Annotated in this window: 18 protein-coding genes; 9 read left to right on the forward strand and 9 right to left on the reverse strand. The window is 50.1% G+C overall.

Going from position 1 to position 17,736, the window contains the following annotated elements:
* Position 1 precedes the first annotated feature (1 nt).
* Positions 2-853 (forward strand): ion transporter, encoded by an 852-nt coding sequence (locus tag M977_RS20290; protein WP_064518516.1) that lies wholly within the window; start codon positions 2-4, stop codon positions 851-853.
* Positions 854-881: 28 nt separating this feature from the next.
* On the opposite strand, the gene M977_RS20295 is transcribed toward M977_RS20290, so the two are convergent.
* On the reverse strand, positions 882-1,211 hold the full coding sequence (locus tag M977_RS20295; protein WP_034455830.1) for an HI1450 family dsDNA-mimic protein: 330 nt from the start codon (positions 1,209-1,211) through the stop codon (positions 882-884).
* 37 nt (positions 1,212-1,248) lie between these two features.
* Positions 1,249-2,709, reverse strand: a complete 1,461-nt coding sequence (cls, locus tag M977_RS20300) for a cardiolipin synthase (protein ID WP_064518519.1) — start codon at positions 2,707-2,709, stop codon at positions 1,249-1,251.
* 207 nt (positions 2,710-2,916) lie between these two features.
* On the opposite strand from cls, the gene M977_RS24615 reads away from it, so the two are divergent.
* Positions 2,917-3,099, forward strand: a complete 183-nt coding sequence (locus M977_RS24615; protein WP_072009405.1) for a YciY family protein — start codon at positions 2,917-2,919, stop codon at positions 3,097-3,099.
* A gap of 47 nt (positions 3,100-3,146) precedes the next feature.
* On the opposite strand, the gene M977_RS25325 is transcribed toward M977_RS24615, so the two are convergent.
* Positions 3,147-3,302: a hypothetical protein gene (locus M977_RS25325; RefSeq protein WP_154150139.1), complete on the reverse strand. Its 156-nt coding sequence runs from the start codon at positions 3,300-3,302 to the stop codon at positions 3,147-3,149.
* Between the two features lie 42 nt (positions 3,303-3,344).
* Positions 3,345-3,641, reverse strand: coding sequence for a YciI family protein (locus M977_RS20305; RefSeq protein ID WP_034494998.1), 297 nt, complete (start codon positions 3,639-3,641; stop codon positions 3,345-3,347).
* A gap of 236 nt (positions 3,642-3,877) precedes the next feature.
* Between M977_RS20305 and M977_RS20310 the strand changes: the two genes are divergently transcribed.
* On the forward strand, positions 3,878-4,600 hold the full coding sequence (locus tag M977_RS20310; protein WP_064518522.1) for an energy transducer TonB: 723 nt from the start codon (positions 3,878-3,880) through the stop codon (positions 4,598-4,600).
* A 66-nt stretch (positions 4,601-4,666) separates the two neighbouring features.
* On the opposite strand, the gene pqqU is transcribed toward M977_RS20310, so the two are convergent.
* A complete protein-coding gene (gene pqqU / locus M977_RS20315) occupies positions 4,667-6,787 on the reverse strand; it encodes a TonB-dependent receptor PqqU (RefSeq protein ID WP_064518524.1) in 2,121 nt (706 codons plus the stop codon).
* 284 nt (positions 6,788-7,071) lie between these two features.
* Between pqqU and M977_RS20320 the strand changes: the two genes are divergently transcribed.
* Genes M977_RS20320 through M977_RS20330 form a run of 3 tightly spaced genes read left to right on the forward strand, consistent with a single transcriptional unit; the run spans position 7,072 to position 8,889 of the window.
* Entirely contained in the window at positions 7,072-7,632 is a 561-nt protein-coding gene (locus M977_RS20320; protein WP_064518527.1) for a fasciclin domain-containing protein, read from the forward strand.
* Positions 7,633-7,684: 52 nt separating this feature from the next.
* The gene (locus tag M977_RS20325) at positions 7,685-8,239 is read left to right on the forward strand and encodes an RNA polymerase sigma factor (RefSeq protein ID WP_064518530.1); all 555 of its coding nucleotides are present in this window, start codon (positions 7,685-7,687) and stop codon (positions 8,237-8,239) included.
* Positions 8,236-8,889 (forward strand): anti-sigma factor, encoded by a 654-nt coding sequence (locus tag M977_RS20330; protein WP_064518534.1) that lies wholly within the window; start codon positions 8,236-8,238, stop codon positions 8,887-8,889. Before M977_RS20325 ends, M977_RS20330 begins: the two co-directional genes overlap by 4 nt.
* Before the next feature lie 66 nt (positions 8,890-8,955).
* Here M977_RS20330 and ansP read toward each other — a convergent pair whose 3' ends face one another.
* From ansP to M977_RS20345, 3 genes are all read right to left on the reverse strand, one after another.
* Positions 8,956-10,431, reverse strand: coding sequence for an L-asparagine permease (gene ansP, locus M977_RS20335; RefSeq protein WP_064518537.1), 1,476 nt, complete (start codon positions 10,429-10,431; stop codon positions 8,956-8,958).
* Positions 10,432-10,628: 197 nt separating this feature from the next.
* Entirely contained in the window at positions 10,629-13,724 is a 3,096-nt protein-coding gene (locus M977_RS20340) for a beta-galactosidase (protein WP_064518539.1), read from the reverse strand.
* A gap of 112 nt (positions 13,725-13,836) precedes the next feature.
* Positions 13,837-14,919: a LacI family DNA-binding transcriptional regulator gene (locus M977_RS20345; protein ID WP_064518542.1), complete on the reverse strand. Its 1,083-nt coding sequence runs from the start codon at positions 14,917-14,919 to the stop codon at positions 13,837-13,839.
* Between the two features lie 126 nt (positions 14,920-15,045).
* Between M977_RS20345 and M977_RS20350 the strand changes: the two genes are divergently transcribed.
* On the forward strand, positions 15,046-15,849 hold the full coding sequence (locus M977_RS20350; RefSeq protein WP_342446878.1) for an arylamine N-acetyltransferase family protein: 804 nt from the start codon (positions 15,046-15,048) through the stop codon (positions 15,847-15,849).
* Between the two features lie 66 nt (positions 15,850-15,915).
* Positions 15,916-16,146: a tautomerase PptA gene (pptA, locus tag M977_RS20355; RefSeq protein WP_064518545.1), complete on the forward strand. Its 231-nt coding sequence runs from the start codon at positions 15,916-15,918 to the stop codon at positions 16,144-16,146.
* Between the two features lie 44 nt (positions 16,147-16,190).
* Here pptA and M977_RS20360 read toward each other — a convergent pair whose 3' ends face one another.
* Positions 16,191-17,225 carry an AI-2E family transporter gene (locus M977_RS20360; protein WP_064518548.1) on the reverse strand — a complete coding sequence of 345 codons (1,035 nt, stop codon included), beginning with the start codon at positions 17,223-17,225 and terminating at the stop codon, positions 16,191-16,193.
* 225 nt (positions 17,226-17,450) lie between these two features.
* Here M977_RS20360 and M977_RS26020 point away from each other — a divergent pair, with 225 nt between their 5' ends.
* Complete coding sequence (locus tag M977_RS26020; protein ID WP_471683231.1) at positions 17,451-17,564, forward strand: protein YdgV; 114 nt, start codon at positions 17,451-17,453, stop codon at positions 17,562-17,564.
* Positions 17,565-17,736: the final 172 nt, after the last annotated feature.

Raw genomic sequence — 17,736 nt, forward strand, 5'->3', positions numbered from 1 at the left:
CGTGACAGGGAATAAGAGTTCTTTAAGACAACGTTGTTACCACGTTTTATTTGACCAACGAACCCGCTCAGGGCGCCGCTCCGAAGTATTATGGGGTTTGCTGGCGCTGCTTAGTGTCATCACTGTTTTTATTGAATCCAGCATCGGCAATCAAGTCACTTTCACACCTGAACAGTGGCGGATGTTTATCGCCATCGAAATCGGTTTTACCCTGGTCTTTACCCTTGAATACGTATTGCGCGTGCTTGTCTGGCCTGAGCCAGTGCGCTATGTATTCAGTTTCTGGGGGTTTATCGATCTTGCGACAATTCTGCCGCTTTATGTTTTATGGTTGTGGCCGGAGCTGGCGATACACTATTTCTTTGCATGGCGTGCCATGCGGGCAATTCGCGTACTACGTATCCTGAAATTACTGCGCTTAATGCCTGCGTTAAATAGCTTATGGCGTGCGGTAGTCAATTCCCGTCACCAACTCATTCTATTCTATTCATTTATCGCCATCGTATTAGTCACCGCTGGCGCATTAATGTATGGAATTGAAGGGGCTGTTAACGGCTTTACAAGTCTTGGCGTTTCGGTTTATTGGGCTGTAGTGACGGTTGCGACAGTAGGTTACGGCGATATTACGCCTCATACTCCGTTAGGAAGGTTCGTGGCGTCATTACTTATCTTGATTGGTTACTCGGTGATTGCTATCCCAACGGGGATTTTGACCGCGCAAATGACGACGGAATTACAACGCAAAAGGCTGGAGCGAAAATGCCCGTTATGTCACCAGCAAGATCATGAGACTAACGCTCAATATTGTAAGTCGTGTGGTGGGCGATTACCGCTAATAGGGAAAGAAGAGTAGCGCGGCAGCAGTGCCGCGCTAAAAAGCATCACTCGCGCCAGAGAATATGGCAGAGCTTGTGATCTTTTTCGCGGCACAGCAGCACACGAGCAAAGATATCGTTGATTTCGCCACCGTCTGTGTCGGCAAGGCCAATCACTACTTCGGCAAAGAAGTCAGGGTTCAGGTCGAAATCTACATGCTCCTGCCAGTCTTCAGCGGGGTCAAAAAGCTCGGCACCGCCACGCTCTTCAAATTGCAGGTTAAATAAAATCACATCTGCCGGGTCGAGGTTATCAACCGCCAGTTCGAGAAAAATATCGTAAGCCTGCTCGAGAGTTTCATCTTCTGTCAGGCGGTTGTTCAGATCCATTTCCATGTCTATTTCCACTTATCGAGTGCTGATGCGCCACGTTTTACAGCAACGGGCTAAAGAAGTAAAACAGTCGCTCTACCACACGTTGCCACATTGGGCGTTTCAACCACAAGCGTAGATCAACCAGCCGTGAGCGGGAGATATAATCGTCCTGTACGGCGGCAAGGTCGCTGGCAAAACCGGAGTCATCGATAACCAGGGTTATCTCGAAATTGAGCCAAAGACTACGCATATCCAGATTAACCGTACCCACCAGACTGAGTTGCCCATCGACCAGTACGCTCTTAGTATGCAGCAGGCCGCCTTCGAACTGGTAAATCTTAACGCCAGCTTCCAGCAATTCGGTAAAGAATGCCCGGCTTGCCCAACCCACCAGTAATGAGTCGTTCTTGCGTGGCACAATAATACTGACGTCGACGCCACGTTGTGCCGCAGTACAAATCGCGTGAAGCAAATCGTCGCTCGGCACAAAATAGGGGGTCGTCATAATCAGGTATTCACGTGCCGCATAAACTGACGTCAGCAGTGCCTGATGAATCAAATCTTCCGGGAAGCCTGGGCCTGAAGCAATCGTGTGAATAGTATGCCCGGTCGCTTCTTCAAACGGCATGATATTGGCATCTGGCGCGGGAGGTAAAATGCGCTTACCGGTTTCGATTTCCCAGTCACAGGAATAGACAATCCCCATTGCTGTGGCAACCGGGCCTTCCATACGCGCCATTAAATCGACCCATTGCCCAACGCCTGCATCTTGTTTAAAGAAGCGTGGGTCGACGAGATTCATACTGCCTGTGTAAGCGATATAGTTATCGATCATCACCATCTTACGGTGCTGACGTAAATCCATACGGCGCAAGAACACACGCATCAAATTAACTTTGAGTGCTTCAACGACTTCCACGCCGGCGTTACGCATCATGTTCGCCCAAGGGCTGCGGAAGAAGGCGACGCTGCCAGCTGAGTCGAGCATTAAGCGGCAGTGAATACCACGGCGAGCTGCGGCCATCAGCGATTCAGCCACCTGGTCTGCTAACCCTCCTGGCTGCCAGATATAAAACACCATCTCGATGTTATGGCGAGCCAGCTGAATATCACGAATCAACGCATGCATCGTTTCATCAGAGGTGGTGAGCAGTTGTAGCTGGTTGCCCTTAACGCCACCAATCCCCTGGCGACGTTCACACAATTGGAATAACGATGTCGCGACTTCGCTGTTTTCTTCGGCAAAAATATGTTTGCAGCTTTTAAGGTCGTTAAGCCATTTTGCCGTTGATGGCCACATAGCACGCGCGCGTTCGGCACGACGTTTGCCCAGATGCAACTCACCAAACGAGAGATAGGCGATTATCCCTACCAGAGGAAGAATATAAATAATCAGCAGCCATGCCATGGCCGAAGGAACTGCGCGGCGCTTCATTAAAATTCGCAGCGTTACGCCGGCTATTAGAAGCCAATAACCTAAAATGATCAGCCAACTAACAACTGTATAGAAGGTTGTCATAGTTCAAAAATCCTTTAGAAACCGTATGCTTTTGAGTTTACGCACAACCGCCAGAGGTTGACACTAAAACTATACCCAAAATAATTTGAGTTGTAGTAAGACTGCGAACCGACAACTTAAGTATGACGGGTATAATCGTAAAACGACTGGTCTGGCGTGAAGAACGCTCTATAATGGCGCGTCTTAAATGCAACCCGAGTCGTAAAAATGAGGCGTAGTAGAACTGAGGTCGGACGGTGGCGGATGCTGCGTCAGACACAACGGCGCAGATCGCGTTGGCTGGAAGGTCAGTCACGCCGTAACATGCGCATTCACGCCATCAGAAAGTGCCAGACAAACCGCCAGCGTAACTCCTTGCTGTTTGCCATTCACGATCAATGGGCGTCGTAAAGAAAAGGGCACCGCTTGCGGTGCCCAGTATCTTCAAAATCTCGGTCTTACGAGAAATGCATTGCCAGTAAAATAATCAGCACTGTGACCGATGCCGCCGCGACAATCACCAAAGGATGTTTGGCAAGCCAGGCGTTCCAGCGCGCTTCCTGATTACCCACAGATTGCTTGTGGCGCTCATAAGACTCATCAAACAAATCCATAAAAAATTCCTGATAACTTCATTCACCGTACGAATAGTTGAATCAGAATACCTTTTTATATGGTTTGATCGCCACCTGCTTGTACACACCCGCCGCAATATAAGGATCTGCTTCAGCCCAGGCTTGGGCATCTTCAAGAGATGCAAACTCAGCAATCACCGTTGAACCGGTAAAACCCGCAGCACCAGGATCATTACTGTCAACAGCAGGCATAGGCCCGGCAGTTAACAGGCGACCTTCATCGCGTAAAAGTTGTAGACGGGCCAGGTGGGCAGGGCGCACAGCCGTGCGTTTTTCGAGAGAGTCGGCATTATCTTCCGCATAAATGACATACAGCACGTGCAGCACTCCTTATATAGATATGAGATATGTAAAACACGGTAAGTGAATGGAGCTAAGACTGCAACTTGAAATCTATTGCGTATTAACAAGATGTTAAATCACTACGTTGAATGTGGGAAAATCCAGCGCCTGGCAGGAAAATGAGCGACTTTGTTCGATGCGTTGTTGAATATGATTGCTATTTGCATTTAAAATTGACGCCTGTTTAAGAGACCTAAGACATTATGACGTCAATGACCCTTGATTTACCTCGCCGCCGCTTTCCGTGGCCGACCGCACTTTCTGTCGTACTTCATGGTGCTATTGTCGCGGCGGCTCTCTATACCTCGGTACATCATCAGGTTGTTGAGTTGCCAGCACCTGCGCAGCCTATCAGTATCACTATGGTGACTCCGGCTGAGCTAGAACCACCACAACCTGAAGTTGTTCAGCCACCGCCAGAGCCGGTAGCCGAACCTGAGCCTGAACCGATCCCTGAGCCGCCGAAAGAAGCGCCGGTCGTCATTCATAAGCCAGAGCCGAAGCCTAAACCTAAGCCAAAACCGAAACCGGTGAAAAAGGTTGAAGAGCCGAAACGCGACGTTAAGCCTGTTGAACCGCGTCCGGCTGCTCAGACAAATACCGCACCTGCACGCCCGGCACCGGTGGCGAAAGCTGCACCTGTGACTTCCACGGCACCAGTTGCAACAGGGCCTCGCGCGCTGAGCCGCAATTCGCCGGTGTATCCTGCGCGCGCGCGCTTACTGCGCCTTGACGGTAACGTCCGCGTGCAATTTGATGTGGAACCTGATGGCAGCGTGACTAACATCAACGTGCTGGAAGGGAAGAACTCAAACCTGTTTGCGCGCGAAGTGAAAATGGCAGTGAAAAAGTGGCGCTACGAAAGTGGTAAGCCTTCGCGTGGCATGACGGTTAACGTAATATTCAAGCTTAACGGCAGTGCGACCATGGAGTAATCACACTCTTTGGCCATAAAAAAACGGAACCAGCTGGTTCCGTTTTTTTATGCTTACTCTATAACCTTACATGAAGGTATAACTCAGGTTCACGCCCACACCGTAATTGCGGCCTGGTGCCGGTTCGTAATAGCGATTATTACCTTCATTAACGATAACGGAACCGACGTATTCGCGGTCGAACAAGTTATCAACGCGCCCCCAAATATCCAGCAACCAGCTTTCCTGAATACGCAATTTATAGCCGCTGTTAAGCGACGCGACGGTATATGAAGGCGCTTTTGCGGTGTTTTCATCATTAGCCTGAATATCGCTCATATAACGCACATCGGCACCTGCGTAGAAACCTTCAGGCGGGGCGTACCCAAGCGACGCGTACCCCATATTCCGAGCGATACCCGGAATGCGATTACCCTCGCAGTTTTCAGCGCCACAGGCGTTGCTGCGATAAGTCGCGTCCAGATAAGTCCACGCCATTTTCACGCGCCAGTCATTGGCAAACTGGCTATCAGCAGAAAGCTCCACACCCTGACGACGCGTTTTCCCGGCATTTTTATACGTCGTACGCCCACCGCTGCTCTGGTCGGCGACAATTTCATCATCGGTATCGGTCTGGAAAAGTGCCGCGCTCAACAGACCATTGCCGACACGCGTTTTGCTGCCGATCTCAACCGTATCGCTGGTGGACGGTTTTAAACCGAAATTCAAACCTGATTGCCCGTTATCACGATAGGAAAGCTCGTTGATGGTCGGTGTTTCAAAGCCCCGGCCCGCAGAGGTATAAATATTCCAGGCGTCGGTGACTGCGTATTTCAGCGCTGCCGCTGGCAACCATTTGTGGTAGCTCGCGTCTCCGCTGTCATCGCCATTTTTACCGACAATATATTCATCATTCGAGTCGAACCAGACCGAACTAAACCTCACCCCAGCATCAAGACTGAGCTTGTCAGTGAATTGCCATGCGGTTTGCAAATAAGGATCGACATTCCACATCAGGTTACGCTCATCGCGTCGCAGGTCGCCTTTCTCGCCCAAAACCGTCGTACCATTTTCGACGACAAAGTTTTGATAGCCTTTGCGTTTTTCCGACATCGTTTCGTAATCCAGCCCGGTGGTAAACGTCACCGGAACCGCGAGCAGGTTTCCACGATGCGTCCAGCGTGAGTCAATCCCCTGATAATGCCGGGACAACTCAATCACGCCGCCTGGATGGGTAGGGTTCAACTGCGGAGCCACAGGAATTGACTGGTATTGCGTGGTTTCTCGCACACCGGCATACATCATCACGCTCAGATCGTCATTGGCACTGAGCTGGCGGTCATAACGCAGTCCGGCTTGAGTCTGCTGAGTACTCTTGCGCGTATTGTACTGTTCAGCGCGAGGAGCCTGAGTTGGATTGTCATGCCATTCCTGCTCGGTTAAACCGCCGGGATCGTCGGCATCAATATCCACGCTATTGAACAGAAGCGTTAACTTACTCGCTTCGTTAAGGCGCACGCCCAGTTTGGCATTGCCGAGATTTTTTTGTGCGCTGCTGTGGTCACGATAACCGTGAGTGGTAAAGCGTGACGCTGAGATAGCGTAGTCAACATCGCCCGCCTGGGTGCCGTCGCCGGTAGCGCCAGTGGCTTTAACGCTATTGCGCCAGCTTGCAAAACTCCCGTAATAGGTACTGGCTTCCAGTGTTGGCGGCTGCGTGCCTGTTGTGGTCGTGACATTAATCACGCCACCCGACGCGTTGCCGTAAAGCGCGGAGAATGGCCCGCGCAGCACTTCAATGCTTTCAACGCTGTTGATGTCGATATTTGAGGTTTGCCCTTGTCCGTCAGGCATGGTGGCAGGAATACCGTCAACATACATGCGTATCCCGCGCACACCATAAGTGGAACGCGAACCAAAGCCACGAACAGAAAGCTGTAAATCCTGCGCGTAATTCTGGCGATTCTGGACTTGCAGACCCGGTACGCTGCTAAGACTTTCTGAAAGATTAACGCGTGGCGCCGCCTGGCGCATATCGTCGCCATTGACGACACTCACCGCCGCTGGTGTATCCAGCTCGGAAATCGTGCCTTGTGTTGCGGTAACGACCATCGTCTCTTCGGCGGCAAGTGCCGGAAGGGCAAAAGACGAAAGGGCCGGGACTAATATCAGTGGCAGGGAGATCTTTCCATGGTACACAATTTTCATCAGACATTTTCACAGGTGGGAGCATTTTACGTTCCGGACGAACCATCTGGAACATTCAAGAGGCTATGTTAATACTTGTGATGAATGCTTGAAAAGTGTTAACGGCACATAAAGTTAATGCAAGTTTTTATTAGCGAAAGTGTTTTGTGAGGATTTCCGCGGCGATTGGAGCGATTTTTCCGGAGTGAAAAAATATTTTCATATTCCTGCATCCAGTTCATTTCCTCGTACGTATATCAGAGTGTGAGCCAACAACGTGCTCCTGACTCAATGAGGAAATAACCATGAACAGAATCCTTACTGCTGCTATCTCTACCTCGTTACTGTTTAGTGCCGCCAGCATGGCTGCCATGATGTCAGACTCCGTGATGGTGGGTGGCGCTGCGATGTATCCTTCAAAAAACATCGTAGAAAATGCGATCAACTCTAAAGACCACACAACCCTGGTTGCAGCGGTAAAAGCCGCGGGTTTGGTCGATACCCTTCAGGGAACAGGGCCGTTTACGGTGTTTGCGCCAACTAATGCAGCGTTTGCAAAACTGCCCGCAGGGACCGTTGAGAATCTGGTGAAACCGGAAAACAAAGCGGTACTGACCAACATTCTGACTTATCACGTCGTGGCTGGAAAATACGACATGAAGCAGCTTGAGAAAAAAATTAAAGAGGGTGGTGGCCATGCGGAACTGAAAACCGTGAACGGGCAACCTTTATGGGTAATGAGTAACGGCCCGCATAACATCCAGTTGAAAGATGCCCAGGGAAATATCGCGAATATCAGTACTTATGACGTAAATCAGAAAAACGGTGTAATTGACGTTATTGATACTGTCCTGATGCCTAAATAAATCCTGTCTATACTCGGTGTGAGTGACTGACTCACACCCAATCAGGAAAGATATGGATAATCAGCAAGTGCAACAACAGGTAGCGCTTGTGCGGGCGGTTGCCGATGGTGACCGCCGCGCCTTTGAACAACTTTATCGCCAGACGTCACCGATGCTTTTCCCGGTAGCGTTACGTATGTTGCGCCGCTCATCATGGGCCGAAGAAGTTCTGCATGACAGTTTTCTTGCCGTCTGGAATCGCGCTGCAACTTATGATCCTGCCTCCAGCTCCCCGATGACCTGGCTTACGCATATTGTGCGCAATCGTTGTATCGATTGGCTAAGAAGTGGCACCGCTCGTAGTAGTGAACTGGAAGATGAACTGACTGAATATACTCCAGTAACGAGTTATCAAAATGAAGATAGCCAGCACGATGATAAGCAGGTCGACAAACTGACACATTGCCTTGCTCATCTGCCGCCAGAACAACGGCAAAGCGTGGTGCTGGCCTACTATCAGGGGATGTCTCACAGCGAAATTGCGACCTGGTTGCATCAACCGCTTGGTACAGTAAAAAGTTGGGTGCGCCGGGCTCTGGACCACCTTAAGGACTGCGTAGGATTATGAAAAGCAGACACGATATCGACAGCGCATTGAGCGCGCAGTATGCCCTGGGCACCCTGCGTGGTAATGCGCGTCTGCGTTTCGAAAAACGCCTTGCGCAGGAACAAGAGTTGGCACAGCAACTTGGTCGTTGGCAAACCTTGCTGGCACCATTTGAAAACAATACACAGCAACAGATTCCGCCAGAACGAGTATGGAAAAAAATACAGCTCAGCTTACCGCCGCAAAGACCTACGTCATTGTGGAACTGGAATTACCTGGGATGGGCGCTGGCAGCTGGACTTGCCGCGGTTATTCTGGTGCCGTATTTCACCAGCCGATCACCCGATCTCACACCGCTGGTGGTGTTAAACAGTAGCGATGCAACCAAAGGTCAATGGGTTGTCAGTGCTGACAGTGAACGTAAAACGCTGCAGTTGGTTTCGGTTCAGCCTCGCACCATTGCGGCCAATAACAGCTTGCAGTTATGGGCGATACCTTCGGGTGCAAAACCGATTTCACTTGGCTTAGTGAATGCCAGCGAGCCGACACAACTTACTGCAACCAATGTGGCTTTATCGCCAGGCACGACGATTGCAATCAGCCTCGAACCGCAAGGCGGCTCTCCAACGGGGCAACCGACCGGGCCAGTGATATTTAGCGGGACATTGTAAATAGCAGCAAAAAGGGCAGAAAATATTCTGCCCTTTTTCGCTACGAAACATTGGCTCAGTATGGGTTTACTTGACCTTGTGCGGCGCTTCCTCAGGGGTAGCGTCGGGATTGTGGGCAAGTTCTTGAACGCGCTTACGTGCGCCAAACCAGCCAATCACCAGCAACAAAGCAATCAGCGGAATAGATGCAATGGTATAAGTTCCGTTCGGGTAATCGAATCCCATCAACACCAATACGCTAAACAGGAAGAGCAGGGTTAACCATGAGGTGAACGGTGCGCCAGGTAATTTAAAACTAACGTCTTCAGCTTTCCCCTCTTTAATCGCTTTACGCAAGCGCATCTGGCAAACCATGATAAATGCCCAGGAAGAGATAATCCCCAGCGAGGCAACGTTGAGGACTATCTCGAACACTTGTGATGGCACTAGATAATTCAGTACCACACCAATCACATATATCCCAAGCGTAACCAATATCCCGGCATAGGGTACGTGCTGCTTGCTCATTTTCGACATGAACTGAGGTGCTGAACCACCCATCGACATTGAACGCAAAATACGCCCGGTGGAATAGAGGCCAGAGTTTAGGCTGGAAAGCGCAGCAGTCAGAACCACCATATTCATGATGTCGCCAATGTATGGCACACCGAGTTTAGAGAAAAATGTCACAAACGGGCTTTGTCCCGCCTGGTAGGCGTTCCATGGCAGCAATAAAACCAGCAATGTCACGGAGCCGACGTAAAAAAGCCCAATACGCCAGATAACGCTGTTAATCGCTTTTGGCACCATTTTCTTTGGATCTTTGCATTCACCCGCCGCGGTACCCACCAGTTCGATTGAAGCAAAAGCAAACACCACGCCCTGAATAAGCACTAATGCAGGCAGTAACCCATGCGGGAAGAAACCACCGTTATCAGTAATTAAATGGAAACCTGTCGTGTTGCCATCAAGCATTTTCCCGCTGCCAAGGAACACCGTTCCCACTACCAGGAAGCCGACGATTGCGAGGACTTTTATCAGCGCAAACCAGAACTCCATTTCTGCGAACCATTTCACACCGATCATATTCATGGCACCGACAATACCAAGCGCACCGAGAGCAAATACCCACTGTGGCACATCACCAAAAGCGCCCCAATAGTGCATATAAAGTGCCACTGCGGTGATATCGACAATGCCCGTCATTGCCCAGTTCACGAAGTACATCCAGCCTGCCACGTAGGAGGCTTTCTCACCGAGAAATTCACGGGCATAAGAAACGAAACTACCGCTCGAAGGGCGATGGAGCACCAGTTCGCCTAACGCGCGTAAAATAAAGAAAGAGAAGATGCCGCAGACCAGATAGACGAGTGCCAGAGCCGGGCCAGCCATTTGTAGACGTGCGCCAGCACCCAGGAAAAGCCCTGTGCCAATTGCGCCGCCGATGGCAATCATCTGTACCTGGCGGTTACCCATTGCTTTGTGATACCCGGAATCATGCGAATTTAGCCAGCGGCGTTTAGCTGCGTGCTTTTCCGCTTCCGTTTTGTGTGTTGTGTTCATGTAGACCCTGTTCCTTTGTTAAAAAGACCCCTACGTAATGCCTGACGTTTTATAACTTCCACGCCATGACAAAATCGGGCGACAGATCCTATCCATAAATGGTTAAGGACGCTAATGCCTTTTTTCAAAGAGTAGAGATTGTAGCGGTTATTCGAAGATGGCCTGCGACTACACAGGCCATTGTTGAAGGAGGGATGTTAGCGGCGCTGCCAACTTAACTGGTAGTGATAATGCTGCTTATCAAGCAAGTATTCCGGTGAAACGCTTGGGCTCCAGGAGTCATCGCCACCAACACCCATATGGAAACCATCCATATTTAAGCAGGTGCCTGTTTCTGCGACAAGCAAATGGCGATGCGAGGTTTCGCGCAATTGTTGTTGGCTAAAGCGGCTGATATTGAAGTGGAAATTCCCGCGCCACTGGTTGTCGCCGTATTCCAGTATTTGGGTATCGCAGCGCAAGCCATTCTCCGTTGGGAAAACATACGGTGTGTACAGTTCGTCAAGTGGAAGCTGCCAACTATCGAAGAGCGCAGATTGCTTGCGATCGGGGTAGTTTTCATGTGGACCCAGACCAAGCCAGTTCACTTCAGGATAGACTTCCGCCAGTTGGCAGGTCAGACCGATGCGCGCAGGTGGAGGTGTGCCATAAGCAATTTCAACATCAACATTGACGTGGAGTTCGCCCTGGCAATCAATTCGCCAGAGCTTACGGCTGATAAACAGCGTTTTGCCGTTGTGCTGCCAGCTATGAACGGTGCGCAGCTGCACTTCATTGTCCAAAGCCTCCGCTTCGCAGCTCTCCACACGTGGCTCAAGCTCATACATTCCTGCTGCCTTCCAACGCTCGACCCACGCGTTCGGGTCAATGCGCGTCACTTCGCTGACACCAATATCGTTATCAAGCGGTGCGCGGGTGAACTGATCTTGTAGTGGCTTTAATAGTGCAGGCTGCTGTGCCTTCCACCACTGGTTTAACAAACCAGTTTCGCGGTTGAACTGCCAGTGATGCAGGCCGAGGTGAATATCGAAATGGCAGTTACTGGTTACCAGTTCAGGCGCTTTACCATTAAAAGGCAGCGGGCTTGCGCTGAGGATACTCGGCAGTTGCCACTGATCCCATGCACAAATATGACCGGCATCAGACCAGTCTGTGGCGTTGGTTTGCAGTACTTTTACCGTCAGCCACACATCACCGCTACCGCTGATTGCAGGGAGGGAATCGAACGTCATCGTCTGCTTACCTTCTGGCGCAATATCGAGCAGCATTTCACCTTCTGCGAGGGATTCACCTACTTGCGAAATCTGCCAAACCAGGCGTTCGTTGTTGCTGTAGCGGAACAGGTACTCGCTGGTTATTTCGAGGCGTAACGGGGTTTCACGATGAAGTTCAAACTGGAAAAACTGTTGTGCTTGTTGTGCTTCATACAGTGCCGGATGCGCTGTGCGGTCGGCAAAGACAAGGCCGTTCATGCAGAACTGACGATCGTTAGGTTTGTCGCCAAAATCCCCGCCGTAGGCTGCGAAGGGCTCGCCATTTTCATCGTGTTTAATCAGCGACTGATCGACCCAGTCCCAGACAAAACCACCTTGCAGACGCGGGTGCTGGCGGAATGCCTGCCAGTATTTATGGAAACCACCAAAACTGTTGCCCATGGCGTGGGCATATTCGCAAAGGATCAACGGACGGGTTTCATCGGGCATGCCAATCCACTTTTTAATGGACCATTTAGGCACTGCCGGGAAGGGCTGATCCTGGTCAACACGCGCATACATAGGGCAAATAATATCGGTTGCCGCGCTGTTGGCACCACCACCTTCGTACTGCACCGGGCGGGCGGGGTCGACAGATTTTATCCAGCGATAAAGTGCATCATGATTGGCACCGTGACCGGACTCGTTACCAAGCGACCAGATAATAATTGATGGATGATTTATATCGCGTTTCACCATACGAGTGACACGTTCCGTCATCGCGGGCAGCCAGCCAGGATCGTCACTCAGGCGATTCATCGGCACCATGCCATGGGTTTCAATGTTCGCTTCATCCACCACGTAAAGACCGTAACGGTCGCACAAGCGATACCACAACGGATGGTTCGGATAATGCGAGCAGCGCACCGCATTAAAGTTGTGCTGCTTCATCAAAATAATGTCGCGGCGCATGGTTTCGACATCCATCACCTGGCCAAATTCCTGGTGATGTTCATGGCGGTTGGTACCGCGAATGAGCAAAGGTTTGCCGTTGAGTTTTAACAGCCCTTGATGGATTTCGACTTTACGAAAGCCCACGTCATAGGCTTCTGCCTCTATTGTCACGCCTGCGCTATCCAGCAAAATAACGACAGCACGATAGAGGTTGGGGATTTCCGCACTCCACAACAAAGGGTTTGCGACAGGCATTCGGATAGTGGTGCGGTCGTTATAGGCTCCACGTTCATCAATAATCTCGCTGACCAGCGTTTGTTGCCGCTCACTCACGAATTCTTCGCCGCGCCACAGCTGCACTTTTACCTGTAACGCGCCGTCGGTTTCGCCTTTCACCGCAACAGCTGTTTCCAGTATCGCATGGCTGAAATCTTCGTTTAAATGGATGGCAATATGCACATCGCTCAACTGGGTGGAAGGTTTATGCAGTAGTGTCACATCGCGGAAAATACCGCTCATACGCCACATATCCTGATCTTCCAGATAACTTCCATCGCACCAACGTAGCACCATCACCGCAATGCGGTTTTGCCCCGCGTGCAGGACTTCACTGAGGTCAAATTCAGAGGGCAGGCGACTATCCTGACCGTAGCCAATCCAGTGGCCGTTACACCAAAGATGGAATGCCGAATTCACACCATCGAAAATAATCCTCGTCTGACCATGATCAAGCCAGCATTGTTCGACATTAAATGTGAGCGAGTAACATCCAGTTGGGTTGTCTTGTGGCACAAATGGCGGTGTAACCGGGATGGGATAAGTGACATTGGTATAAATCGGGGCATCAAAGCCATGCATTTGCCAGTTTGATGGGACTGGTAAGATTTGACCATCGGCTAAATCATCCTCAAGCCAGCTTTCGGGAACACACTCGGGCTGAGTGAAGTAGCTAAACTGCCACTCACCATTAAGACTGCGCAGACTTTCAGATGATGAGTCGTCGCGCGCGGCGAGCGCATCACGCCAACTGGAAAATGGTGGGTGGGCAGGCAAGCGATTTAATTGCGTCACTGCTGGGTTCTCCCAGTCGCGTCGCCCAAGGATCGCGGCCAAAGTGGCCGCAACAGAACCCGATCTGATGGTCATACTTGATGTTCCTTTACATTTTGCGAAGCGCTCACAATTATTAATTAATATGTTTTTTACCTGCGCAGATGTAAAGCAGTAAAACAACTTCAGGTGAGGCGATTCACAAAAATTACTTTAGACGCGCGACCTGACGGGCAAGCACCGCAAGCGCGTCGGCCAGGGTTTGTGGTGACACAGCTTCAGAATCTGGTGCCGCCGTCGTTTTACGCTCAATAAGTGTGACGGGAAGGACGGTGGCATGGCCCGGTAAAGCGGGCGTGTGGATTTGGGCAATCAGTTGGTCAACGCTGGTATTCCCCAGTGCTTTAAAGTCTTGCTTGATGGTAGTGAGCGGCGGGATAAAACAGGCGCTGTCTTCGGTATCGTCATAACCCACCACTGAGACTTGCCCAGGAACGGATAACCCTGATTCATTGAGTGCACGTAATGCACCTAACGCCATTTGATCGTTAGCGACCAGCAGGGCGGTGAACTTCGATCCCGTACTAATGAGCGCCAGTGTCTGGAGATAACCTGAGATTGAACTCCAGTCGCCCTGCAATTGTGCGACAGCCATCAGATGATGCTTTGCCAGAGCCAGTTGCCAACCTTCCAGGCGCAGGCGGGCTGAAACTGAGGTCAACGGCCCGCTCAGTAAAGCAATATGCTGGTGGCCTTGTTGGACGAGATGAGTTACTGCCAACTGCGTGCCGGTGGTGGCATCAAATGTGATGCTGTGGATATTGAGAGTCGGGGATACATCGAGGAACAATACCGGCACATTGCCGCACATGTCAGTGATGGCTCGAACCTGGTCATCTTCCAGAGGAATATTCACAATCAGCCCATCAACCCGCTGGGAAAGCAGGCTATTCACTGCACCTTTGCAGGCACTCAAATCAGGCTGCTCAATCATCGATATCACCACGTTAAAGTGGAGTTTGCTGGCCTGAGACTTAATGGCTGCGGCGATTTGCGACGGGGCATGGAGGGACAAATTGCTGGTCACAAGCCCAATCGTATGGCTCAGTTTTCCGGCTAGTTGCTGCGCCACCCGGTTAGGAACGTAGTTAAGTGCCAGCATCGCTGCTTCGACTTTACGGCGCGTTTTATCAGAAACGTGCTCTGCCTGATTGATAACCCGCGAAACGGTCTGATAGGAAACATTGGCATGTTTTGCCACATCATAGAGAGTCATCGACTTGGGTTTCATGGCGCATCCTTCTGGCACTTAATTTCCGGGGAATAGTCTACAGGCCTGTTGTAGCCAGAGCATTATCGATCATTTGCCATGAAAAAAACGCTTTATAGTAAAGACATCGGATTTTAAGAGGTTGAGATGATGACTTTCGATCGACAAACCTATTTTGCGCGTATCGGTTTTCATGGTGAAGCCGTACCCACCTTAGAAACCTTGCAACATATTCATCTGCTGCATACTTGTTCCATTCCTTTCGAAAACCTGGATGCGCTTCTTGGTCGAACCATCAGGCTTGAGCTCGATAATGTTTTTGAAAAGCTTGTTGTCGCTGGGCGAGGAGGCTATTGCTATGAGCAAAATGCCTTGCTGCGCGCAGCGCTTGAAGACATTGGTTTTGGAGTGGAAGACCTGGCGGCGAGAGTGTTGATCACGCAACCGCCTGAAATGCCAGCAAGAACGCACCGACTATTGCTGGTGACGATAAATAAACAGCGTTATCTGGCAGATGTAGGATTTGGTGGGAAAACACTGACTTCCCCTTTGCGGCTGGAAACTGATGTTGAGCAGCCTACGGCGCATGGTGTCTATCGCTTAACGCATCTGGACGGCGATTACTTGCTGAGCATCAAACAACAAGATGGCTGGATGCCTCTGTATCGGTTTGATCTGCAACCCCAATATTTCAGTGATTTTCAGGTCGCAAATCACTATGTTTCGACCTGGCCTGAATCGCATTTCCGTCATCATTTAATGTTGTGTTTGCATAAACCCGATGGCACGACGTTAACGCTGAGTAACCGGCAGTTTAGCGGCGAGCAACGCGAGGATATGGCTGATGAGAGGGCGGTGTATCAACTACTGCAAGAAAAGTTTGGCTTGCGGTTGGACCACGAGCAGTACGGCATCAGCTTTGATGAGTTTGCCTCCATCTGCCCCAAATGATTTTCTATTGCTATAACTTGGTATTTTAACGTAAGAATAGAGTTCGCCGTTCAAAGGAGATTTGTTGTGCCGCATATTACCGTAAAGCACTTTCCGCGTGAGTTGACTGAAGAACAAAAAGAAGCGCTTGCCGCTGATATTTGTGCCGTGCTGAAGAAGCACTTTGATTCATCTGACGAGTCGCTCTCTGTTGCGCTAACCCCTATCCAGAAAGATCGCTGGAAAGAGGATGTCTACGATAAAGAGATAGCTCCGGCACTGGATACTTTGGCCAAAAAACCGGGTTACAGTATGTAGTGTCACTACATAGCCGCTCTGTTATCCGGAGCGGCTATGGCTCTTTAGTTATTGGTCACATCACTCAACAGCACGGCAATACTCTTGCCACCCTCGTTTTGTTCAAGTGCTATTTTCACCGCGATAGTCAGTGGAACCGACAGTAGCATTCCCACCGGGCCCAGCAGCCAGCCCCAAAAAATCAACGACAAGAAAACCACCAGAGTAGATAAACCTAATCCTCGCCCCATCATGCGTGGTTCGATGATATTGCCAAACACCAGGTTGATGGCCAGATAACCGGCAACGACAAGCAGTGCATCATACAGTCCACTAAATACCAGCACCTGCGCAACCGGTGGGATTGCGGCGAGAACGGATCCAATATTGGGAATATAGTTGAGTGAGAAGGCGAGCAGCCCCCAGACAAAGGCAAAACGCACATCCAGCATGGCTAACATTATCCAGACCACCAACCCCGTCACCAAACTGATAGCGGTTTTTAGCACTAGATAATGGCTGACGCTGTCCAAAGCTCGCTGGATAGCACCCATACCTTCTGCCGGTCGGGACATCAATTGTTGAAGTTTTACCGGCAATTGCGGTACTTCAATCAACATAAATACTACGGTCAGAAGCAGTAAAAAGATTGAGGTCATCGCATTGGAAAGCTGAGTGATAAGACTTGTGACTAACGTCATTGCCGCATTCGGGTCGATATACTTAACCAGTTCATCCACCGACACAGAAATCCCGACCCGTTGTAGCCACGGATCAAGTGTTTGCAGAGGGGAGATTAACAAGGAACGGTATTGCGGCAGCGTACGCGTCAGCTCATTAAGCGTGGTTCCCAGGTAGGCGAGCAGTACAGCCATGAAGAAAATAATTACTGAAATGACGAAGGTGATCGCCAGCACTCGCGGGACACGTATGCGCTCCAGACGACGAATCATTGGGTTGAGGATAATGGCAATAAACAGTGCCAGAATAAATGGCACGATTATCTCAGCAGCCACTTTTATCCCCACAAGGATGATGACTAACATCCCCAACATAATGACTACTTTTAATCCACTTAACGTAATTATGGGTTTTGCCATTATTGACGGTCTCCATCAGAATAATCCGTTCCTTAATTGGCTATATAGTACGGGGGGGGGAAAGGAGGGGTATACACTTATTTTCTGCCACACAAGCGTAAAGAATTGAAAATGGAAGTCAGGCATCTTGCGAAATATGGTACAAATTCAGCGTGTTTGACTACTGAGGACAATTTACTATCCGCAACTGATGAGAAGCAACACCGCGGATACGTTGTGAAAACTATGGACATTATGCTTACGAACAAGCTGTTCAAAACGTTATTAACCCATCAAGCCCCATCTTTCTCTTCTGCTTTCTCGCTTTCCGGTGAACAACACTGGCGTAACGCGCTGTAGATTCACTCTCCTGTTTTTCCCTTGATACTTCGCGCCCAGTTGCGTTGACTGCACCGGCTTGCTTACGGTCTTGTCGCCTTACTGGTACACGAATTATTCCGGGTAAATAAGCTTATTTTTTATTCAGCTTGTGCGCTTTATTTAGCACCTTACAAGCATTAGTACGGCTATT

It is taken from the genome of Buttiauxella gaviniae ATCC 51604 (genome assembly GCF_001654835.1).
Classification (GTDB): domain Bacteria; phylum Pseudomonadota; class Gammaproteobacteria; order Enterobacterales; family Enterobacteriaceae; genus Buttiauxella; species Buttiauxella gaviniae.